6 protein-coding genes are annotated in these 9,121 nt (G+C 66.0%); 2 read left to right on the forward strand and 4 right to left on the reverse strand.

Annotated features, from left to right (window positions below):
• Both H7290_RS18930 and katG read left to right on the forward strand, forming a co-directional pair.
• On the forward strand, positions 1-454 hold a 454-nt coding region (locus H7290_RS18930), incomplete at its 5' end, for an amino acid permease (protein WP_290515576.1).
• 1,017 nt (positions 455-1,471) lie between these two features.
• Positions 1,472-3,742, forward strand: a complete 2,271-nt coding sequence (gene katG / locus H7290_RS18935; protein WP_290515577.1) for a catalase/peroxidase HPI — start codon at positions 1,472-1,474, stop codon at positions 3,740-3,742.
• Between the two features lie 610 nt (positions 3,743-4,352).
• Here the strand turns inward: katG and H7290_RS18940 are convergent.
• The 4 genes from H7290_RS18940 to H7290_RS18955 form a co-directional block, all read right to left on the reverse strand.
• On the reverse strand, positions 4,353-4,640 hold the full coding sequence (locus H7290_RS18940) for a hypothetical protein (RefSeq protein ID WP_290515578.1): 288 nt from the start codon (positions 4,638-4,640) through the stop codon (positions 4,353-4,355).
• A gap of 373 nt (positions 4,641-5,013) precedes the next feature.
• Complete coding sequence (locus tag H7290_RS18945; protein WP_290515579.1) at positions 5,014-5,214, reverse strand: hypothetical protein; 201 nt, start codon at positions 5,212-5,214, stop codon at positions 5,014-5,016.
• Between the two features lie 133 nt (positions 5,215-5,347).
• Positions 5,348-7,666, reverse strand: coding sequence for a beta-glucosidase BglX (gene bglX / locus H7290_RS18950; protein ID WP_290515580.1), 2,319 nt, complete (start codon positions 7,664-7,666; stop codon positions 5,348-5,350).
• A 706-nt stretch (positions 7,667-8,372) separates the two neighbouring features.
• Positions 8,373-9,098 carry a hypothetical protein gene (locus H7290_RS18955; protein ID WP_290515581.1) on the reverse strand — a complete coding sequence of 242 codons (726 nt, stop codon included), beginning with the start codon at positions 9,096-9,098 and terminating at the stop codon, positions 8,373-8,375.
• Positions 9,099-9,121 lie beyond the last annotated feature (23 nt).

Consider the following 9,121-nt stretch of genomic DNA (forward strand, 5'->3'; position numbering starts at 1 on the left):
GTTCGCGACCACGAACAAGCATCACTCGCCGAACCGCCCGGTGTGGATCGTCGGGATCATCTCCGCCGCGATCGCCGGGTTCGTCTCTATCGGTACGGCGGCCGAGCTGACCAACATCGGCATCCTGCTGGCCTTCGTCGTGGTCTGCGCAGCGGTCATCGTTCTGCGCTATCGCTCACCCGACCTGCCTCGCACGTTCCGGGTCCCGTTCATGCCCGTGGTGCCATTGCTCGGTATCGGGTTCTCGCTCTGGCTGACCAGCCAGCTGATGTGGGAGACGTGGCTGCGGTTCGCCGTCTGGTTCCTCATCGGTGCGGTCGTCTACGGGGCCTACGGATACCGCCACAGCAAGGTCGGTCGAGGTGAGGCCATCGCGACGGACCCAGAGAGCGAGCTCAAGAACCAGGACCGCGCGGTGAGCGATCCTCCGCCGGGAGGCGGAGGCACTAATTGATTGCGCGTGTCTGCGGTTGCCCGCATCCGTGCCCTCAGCCCCCGAGAGACGTCAGGAACCATCCGGCCACGAGCAGCACTGCGAGCCCGCCGATGCCGCAGTGACGAACACCCAGCGCTAATAGACGTAGTTGCGTCGTCGCGGCCGTAGGTCGGGGAGTCCGCGGTGAGGGTGTAGACCTCCAACAGTTCGTGGCCGACCTCGTGGCCTCACACCTTGTCTTGGCGCGCCCAGCAGCAGATGGGATCGTCCTCGGCGAAGGTGGCCAGGGCGGCGTCGGCGAGTCGTGTTGTTGCCGCCCACACCTCGGCAGCGGTCTCGACCTCGACGCTCCTCGCGGGTCATCTGCAGCAGGTCGTAGAACACTGTGTCCCGAACCCGGCCGTTGACCCAGTCCGCCAGGACCTATCCGACGGCCAGGCCCGCGAGCGACGGGCTCTGCCCCCGTCTGGTGACGGGCAGGCGGTTGACGATGCTCACGACCCGGACCCAGGACCTACCAGTCTGGTGCCGGAGGAGACCCGACTGCGCGCCGTCGCGCCGATCCCGAGCCCGGGGCGGAACCACACGGCACTCGGCAACCGGACGTTGGTGGGCCGGGTCCGCTTCGGCCACCGGGTCACCGGAATGCACGTGGGGCGTCGGCACCGGCAGCTCGGCGAACGCACCACGACCTGGCCCACGGCGTGCAGCTCGTCAGGATGAGCGGGTTCGCTGACCTCGAGACCGCCGGCGAGGAGATTCCCTACGCGTTCATGGCCATGGGCCGTTCGGTGTGGTCCGAACCGGCCTCGCGGGCGGGCTCGGTACGAACTGAGCCGATCACGGCCCACGGTCCCTGGCGTACGATCGAAAGACGTCGAGGTAGCTACTGCCGCATGGGTTGACTGGTTCGACCACCGACGCCGCTCCGAGCACTCCGGCGGCACGTCAGACCCGAGTGTCTGGTGGAAACGTCGGGGTGGTTCAGCACCCAGCGTTACCGCCGTTTTCCACCTACCGGAAGGCCACAGCATCATGAACGATTACACCGAGTACTCCGATGTCCTCCAAGGGGTGTGCCCCTTCGGCGGAAACACCCTCGGCGGCGCACACACCTCGAAGCCGACCCTCTCGGACTGGTACCCCGACCGGCTCCGGGTCGAGCAGCTGCACCGCGACGGCGCGGCGGCCAATCCCCTGGCGGACTTCGACTACCCGGCCGCGTTCGCCACGATCGACCTCGATGAGCTGAAGGCCGACATCAAGTCGCTCCTCACGACCTCGGTCTCGTGGTGGCCCTCGGACTACGGCAACTACGCGCCGCAGATGATCCGCATGGCCTGGCACGCAGCGGGCACGTACCGTATCGCCGACGGTCGCGGCGGCGCGGGCCAGGCACTGCAGCGGTTCGCGCCGATCAACAGCTGGTGGGACAACGGCAACACCGATAAGTCGCGCCGCTTGATCTGGCCGATCAAGCAGAAGTACGGCAACGCCCTCTCGTGGGCCGACTTGATGATCCTCACCGGCAACTGCGCGCTGGAGATCATGAACTTCCCGACGTTCGGTTTCGGCGGCGGCCGGCGCGACGCGTGGGAAGCCGACGACGCGACGTACTGGGGCGCGGAGTACATCGAGAACAGCAACCCCGATTCCTACGACGCCATGGTCATGCGCAGCAAGCGGTGGCGCGGTGAGCCCGGCGACGAGGACTACGAGCTCGAGCAGCCGCTGGCCGCCTCGCACCAAGCGCTGATCTACGTCAACCCCGAGGGCCCCAACGCCAACGGCGACCCGGCCGCGTCGGCGGTCGACATCCGCATCACCTTCGGCCGGATGGCGATGAATGACGAGGAGACGGTCGCGCTCATCGCTGGCGGCCACGCGTTCGGCAAGAGCCACGGCCAGGTTTCGGCCGACCAGGTCGGGCCCCCACCGGAGATCGCTCCCATGGAGGCCATGGGCCTGGGCTGGAAGAACCCCCAGGGCAAGGGGTTCGCGGAGTACACGATGACCAACGGCATCGAGGGGTCCTGGACGCCCCACCCCACCCAGTGGGACAACGCCTACCTCGAGAACCTGTTCGCCTTCGAGTGGGAGAAGACCGAGAGCCCGGCTGGCGCGCTGCAGTGGAAGCCGGTCGACGCGAACGCGCCGACGACTCCCGACGCGCACCTCGAGGGCGTCGAGCACCCACTGATGATGATGACCAGCGACATCGCGCTGAAGGTCGACCCGGTCTACCGCGATGTCTGCCTGAGGTTCCTCGAGGACTTCGACTACTTCACGCAGGCGTTCTCCAAGGCTTGGTACAAGCTGACCCACCGCGACATGGGTCCCAAGTCGCGTTACCTCGGCCCCGAGGTCGCCGCGGAGGACCTGCCTTGGCAGGACCCGCTGCCCGTGCTCGACCACGAGGTCGTCGGCGACGCGGGGGTGGTTCGTCTCAAGCAGGCGATCCTGAACGCCGGCCTGTCGGTCTCCGACCTCGCTTTCACGGCATTCTCCTCCGCCGTGACCTACCGCGACTCCGACAAGCGCGGCGGCGCCAACGGTGCCCGGCTGGCGCTGGCGCCGCAGAAGGACTGGGCGGTTAACCGCCGCACCGTCGACGTGGTCGCCGCCCTGCGCGGCGTCATGGACGACTTCAACCAGTCCGGGCCTGAGAAGGTCAGCCTCCCCGACCTCATCGTGCTCGGTGGCTGCGTCGCGGTCGAGCAGGCCGCCATGGCCTCCCGCGAGGAGGTCGAGGTGCCCTTCACGCCCGGCCGGGTCGTCGCCACCGACGAGCAGACCGACGTCCCCACCTTCGAGTGGCTGGCGCCGGTCGTCGACGGGTTCCGCAACTACGTGATGGACAAGTACACCAAGGTCGCCCCAACCGTCGCGCCGGAGCAGTTGTTCCTCGACAAGGCCGCGCTGCTGGGTCTCTCTGCCCCGGAGTGGGTCGCCCTCACCGGCGGCCTACGCGTGTTGGGATGCAACCACGACGGGTCCACCGTCGGCGTCTTCACCGACCGCGTCGGTGAGCTCAGTACTGACTTCTTCACGACGGTGACGAGCATGGACTACGAGTGGAGCAAGCACGACGAGGCTGGGATGTCGTTCACCCTCGACGACCGCGTGAGCGGCAGGACGGTCTACCGGGCCACGCGCAACGACCTGCTTTTCGGCTCCAACCAGCAGCTGCGCGCCGTCACGGAGGTGTATGCCGGAAGCGACGGTCACGCACGCTTCGTGCGCGACTTCGTCGCCGTATGGAACAAGGTGATGATGGCCGACCGGTACGACGTGAAGGTCGGCTAACCCCACGGTAGCGATCACCCCTGCCCCGCCTCACGGTGGACCGGGGGTTATCGCGGCGCCGGCCGACGATCTCGACAGGATGGGCTGATGACGCTGTCAGCCGACACTTCCCATGCGTGAGTCTCGGCACGAGCAACCCCCAAGACGCGGACAACCCGTAGTTGCGTGTCGGCTTTGCGGTGGCTGTGACCGTCCCAATCGCCGATCGGCTTCCGGCACCGATCCCGGTGGGTCAAAATCGGCGGCGATAGGTTGTCGATCGTGAGGACGTGGTGTGTGGAGAGTCTCGGAGCTTTGTCACTTTCGTCCGGCCGACTTGTACGCGACCGCGGGTTGCGCCGACCACACGTAAACGGCACGGCTGGCAGGACGAGTACGTCTACGCGCTTCTCGCCGGAGAGTGGCGCGCCTGACCGAGGCGGGTAAAACCAAGGCATTGGCGATCAAGATCGACTCCCACGTATCGCGCCGTACCTCCCTGACTCGAACCGGAAGCGTCGACAACTACATTGTCGTCGCCACAAACCTTCCCCGAACGGGCGGAACGGCGTCCCACGGCCAGTACGCGGTGGAAGGACGCTGATTCAGCGAACCCGCGGCTGCGTAGTACCTAATCCTCGCTGGGGTCCACTCCAAGAGCGGCGTCTTTGAGGCTGCCGCCCGCCGTTTCGAGCATTCCGAGGCCTTGGGTCTTGGCGTACGTGCGCAGCAGGTCGCTCAAGAACTTCTTGACGGCATCGCGCAGTCTTGCAGCACCCGCACTATCTCCTCCGGCTTCGATTACCTCAGCCGTCGCTGTGAGTGCGCCTCCGAGTTCCAGAGACACCGACCGATATCGCGCCTCGCCGTAGATTCCAAGATCATCCAGTACGGCGCGGCATTCGCGGATGAGGTTCAAGAGGTACGTGCGAGAGTCGGCGGGAATCGAGTTGGTAAGACGCATTCGCGCGTCTGGCCCGTGAGTGTTTGGTGTGCCCACGGTCCTAGTCGTGGCCCCACGGTTCGTCATGATCGATCGCGTAGACCCGAAGGGCGCTGACTACCTGTTCGAGCCGCGCCCACCCGACTGCAGGCCCTAGTGGGATCCCACCAGGTGGCCTCTACATAAATGATTTTGCGGCGGATTGACGCGCGGCGATCCGCCCGAAGTCACTATCGGATGACCACCCGATGACATCACTGCAAGCCCGTTTAAGTCAGTCCAGGGTGACTGAGGCGAGGATCGCAGTGAGATCTTCCGATAAGGCGGGACCGTGCTGAACAACGACGACTCATCCGGAGATCGGCCGGGGGCCGTCATTGATCTGGAACACCAGACCGGCACCGTGATCGAGTGGCTGGGAGGCTGCGTCGCTGGTGCCATACCCGACGCCGTAACAAGCGGTCTGCGCTCCGTCGAGGACAGTCTTGGACACCTTGATGTCCGTCCTACTCTGGGAAACCCGCTTGACGCCGCTCTCGTCGAGGACCATGCCTGATCAATACGGTGGCTGGTTTCAACGACACACGCACGGGCTTCTTGACAACAGAGGAGAGCCGGAATGACGTGCGTCAGCCGATACCTGCTCGAACAGGAACGCGAAACACACCCCCTGTGGGCCCGGCTCAGCGCTTCACCTCGAATGTCTTGGTGAGCGTCGCCGTCGAGTCGTCGCCGGCGTACACCTGGATCGCCCCAGGCTCGACCACGAACTTCCCGCGGTTGTCGTAGAAGCCGAAGTCGCTCGCATCAAGGGTGAATCGCACCGTGGTCGACTTGCCCGGCTCTAGCGTCACCCGCTCGAAGCCCCGCAGGCGGCGTACCGGCTGCGAGATGCTCGCGACCGGGTCGTGGATGTAGAGCTGGGCGACGTCGTCGCCGGCGACGTCGCCGGTGTTGGTGACCGTCATCGACGCGGCCACGCTGCCCTTGCGGGAGACGGCGGTCTTGTCCAGCGTGAGGTCGGAGACCTTGAACTTCGTGTAGCTCAGCCCGAAGCCGAACGGGAACAGCGGGTCGCAGCTGCGGAGGTCGCGGTAGCGAGAGTTGTACTTCTGCGTGACGTCGCACGGCCGGCCCGTCGGCTCGTGGTTGTAGTAGATCGGAACCTGGCCGAGGCGCTGGGGGAAGGACACCGGGAGCTTGCCGCCCGGGTTGACCTTGCCGAAGACGACGTCAGCGACACCGTTGCCTGCCTCGACGCCGGGGGCCCACGCCTCCAGCACGGCCGGCGCGCTGCCGACCACCTTGGACAGGGTCAGCGGGCGACCGTTGATGAGCACGACCACGAACGGCTTGCCGGTCGCCGCGATCGCGTCGTTGAGCTCCTGCTGCATGCCCGGCAGGTCGATGGTCGATCGGGATGTTGCCTCCCCGCTCATCACGCGGGTCCCCCCGACGGCGAGGTCCACCTGGTCAGCGGACTTCGCAGCGGCCACAGCCGTGGCGAAGCCGGCGTCGGACGGGCAGTCGTCGGCGGGGTCGTAGTCTGCCGGCTCCTTGTTACTGAGTGCGCAGCCCTGGGCGTACGTCGTGGTCGCCGAAGACCCGTCGGTGATGCCTTTGAGCACGCTGACCGCATCGGCATCCTCGCCCTTGCCCCACCAGGCTCCGAGCATGTCGTGCCCGCTGTCACCGAGCGGTCCGATCACCGCGGTCTTCTTTGCCGCATCGAGCGGGAGGGTCTGGCCCTTGTTCTGCAGCAGCACCATCGAACGGCTCGCGGCGGTGCGCGCCGCCTTGCGGTCGGCTGCCGTGAGGAAGCTCGCTGGGTCGACGGCCTTCGCCTGGTCGACGTACGGGCGCTCGAAGAGGCCGGCCCGGAACTTGGCTCGCAGGATGCGACGTACGGCATCGTCGAGACGCTTCCTGGAGATGCGGCCGTCGGCGAGCAGCTGCTTGCCGTAGTCGCGGATGTTGGTGCTGACCATCTCCGAGTCGGTGCCGGCCATCAACGCCTTGGCCCCTGCGTCGGGTCCGTCGGCAGCCGTGCCGTGACCACACGAGCCCTCATCGGGCTTCTTCGCCGGGCAGGCGCGGGTCTCGGCGACCGCTGTGTAATCGCTCTCGATGAACCCGTCGAAGCCCCACTCCTTCTTGAGGATCTGGGTTTCCGTGTATTCGTTGGCGCAGCCGGGCACGCCGTTGATGGCGTTGAACGAGCACATCACCGTATCGGCCCCGGCCTCTACCGCTGCCTTGAACGGCGGCAGGTAGAGGTTGCGCAGCGTCTGCTCCGACAGGTCGGTGGTGCCGTAGTCACGGCCCCCCTCGGGGTTGCCGTACGCCACGAAGTGCTTGACGCTGGTGACCGCACGGCCAGGCTTGCTGTAGTCGTCGCCCTGCGCACCCTTCACCCGGGCCGCGGCGAACGCGGAACCGAGGTAGGGATCCTCGCCGTTCCCCTCGACGATCCGGCCCCAGCGCGGCTCGTGGGAGACGTCGACCATCGGGCTGTAGATCTGCTTGATGCCGACCGTCGTCGACTCGCGGGCACCGATCTCGGCGTCGGCCCGCGCCACGCCGGGGTCGAACGAGCTGGCGGCACCCAGGGGCACGGGGAAGATCGTGCGGTAACCGTGGATCGTGTCGTAAGCGAAGAGGATTGGGATGTGCAGCCGCGACGTGGTCATCGCGATCCGCTGAAAGTGGTCGATCTTGGCCGGGTCGGTCAGGCTGAAGACGCCTCCGACCCCGGCCTTGGCGTCCGCATCGGTGATCTGACCGTCGGAGAGCAGCTGCACCTGTTGAAGCTTTTCCGTGGTCGTCATCTGCGCCAGTAGCCGGTCAACCCGCTTCTCGACAGGCTGACTGGCTGCGCCACGGTCCGACGCCAATGCCCGTTCGTCGGCCGCACCTGTGTCGCTTGCCAGCACGCTGCTGGCCACCAGGCACCCGGCCACCAACGGCCCGGCGATCACTGCCACGCTCACGATCTTCTTCATTCCTGTGCCCCCCGACACTCAGCGGCTCGCATCGGCGACACGGGCCAGCAACGCTTCACTTGTGATGCACGCCACAACCTACGCTCTTCGCGGCGCAATGTGGACCCCCGGCCGGCCCGCGTGCGGACGGAACCTCTGATCGAGCGCGAGCGTCTCGGTTGCATCACCTCGCCACGGCATGACTGCGCGTCATCCGCCGGTTGGCACTCCGGGATGGCCCAGTCGGACCATCTTGGCTCCTGACCGTCATAAGCATGGCGATTCAGCGACATGCCAAGCGGCGCCTCCACCGAGTCGTGGACGGCCGAGCATTGATACTCGCAGGCACGTTGCCGCGCTGCGAGCGAGAACGAGTCGCGGCCCCAATCGGCGCGGCGACACGAGTTGTTCAGCAGGCAACCCTTAGGGCCCACGCCCTCTCAGCATCCGCTGACTAGGTCACCTCATCACCGGTCGGCTGTCGCCGCGTTGTGGACCTCCTGACGCGAGTGGCCGTGCACGGACGCTGAGCACCGACCCGAAGTGGAACCGACGAGTTCCGCCAGTCAGGAGTCTCTGCACTGGTAGCGGCGCCAACAGGGGCAGCAAATCGCGGTGGACTAGCGCACGCCCGCGACACCCCGCCGCACATCAAGAAAGTTGGCGCACCGGTATCTCGACTCCGGCTCGGGTGGAACTCCGCACCTTGCCAATCCTGAGTAGTCGATCATGTGTGCCAGTCCACTGCGCTCGTGACGGCAGCAGCGAGCCGCCGCATCGTCCCGTCGAGCCCATGCGGAAGATCGGGCAGGCTAGCGGCTTGGTCCATCACCAGTTCGCGAATTTCGGTCCAGGTGATCCAGGAAATGGTGTCCTCGAGGTCGGTCGGGAGCTCGTCCTCGGTCATTTGGGTCGCCCCAGTCTCCTCGATGACCTCGTCGATGGTCAGCGAAATAGCCCGGGCCGGTTCGATGCGTCCGAGAGTGTCGACCAAGACCGGCGGAGGTGCGCCAAGTACGAGTAACAGCAGCGGTGTGCGGCCATTTGATTCTTGATAGAGCGCTACCAGCTCGCGCGCCAGTTGCTTGGTTTGAAAGGAGGACCTACGGATTCGCTTGGCTTCCATCAGCACGAGCGTCGATGGCGTCGACAGATAGCCATCAGGCTGCACTTTGACGGCATTCGGCCCTACCAGTACCTCATCGGGGAGGAGTGTGAACTGGGCATCCTCGATCTCCGCTACAACCGCCGCCCGGGCGCGGTCCGCGCCGTGGCCACGCCGAAAGACTTCACCGAGAAACAGGTCTCGCGGCAAGTAGTCGAGCGGCATGAACACCTCAGCGGTGAGCACATCTTCGATGCCACGCCCACCTTGTCGGTATCGCACTGCCTTTTGCCAGGAGATCTCCTCGAGGAGTCGGCCAATCGTTGACTCATTCGTGAGGTTGTCCATGCCTGAAGTGTGCCGTCCCGAAC

The sequence above is a fragment of the Aeromicrobium sp. genome (genome assembly GCF_014378035.1).
Classification (GTDB): Bacteria; Actinomycetota; Actinomycetes; order Propionibacteriales; family Nocardioidaceae; genus Aeromicrobium.

Bases quoted from the DNA above. Each gene is read 5' to 3' on its own strand.
- katG (WP_290515577.1), top strand. From the start codon at position 1,472: ATGAACGATTACACCGAGTACTCCGATGTCCTCCAAGGGGTGTGCCCC.
- H7290_RS18945 (WP_290515579.1), bottom strand. From the start codon at position 5,214: ATGGTCCTCGACGAGAGCGGCGTCAAGCGGGTTTCCCAGAGTAGGACG.
- bglX (WP_290515580.1), bottom strand. From the start codon at position 7,666: ATGAAGAAGATCGTGAGCGTGGCAGTGATCGCCGGGCCGTTGGTGGCC.
- H7290_RS18955 (WP_290515581.1), bottom strand. From the start codon at position 9,098: ATGGACAACCTCACGAATGAGTCAACGATTGGCCGACTCCTCGAGGAG.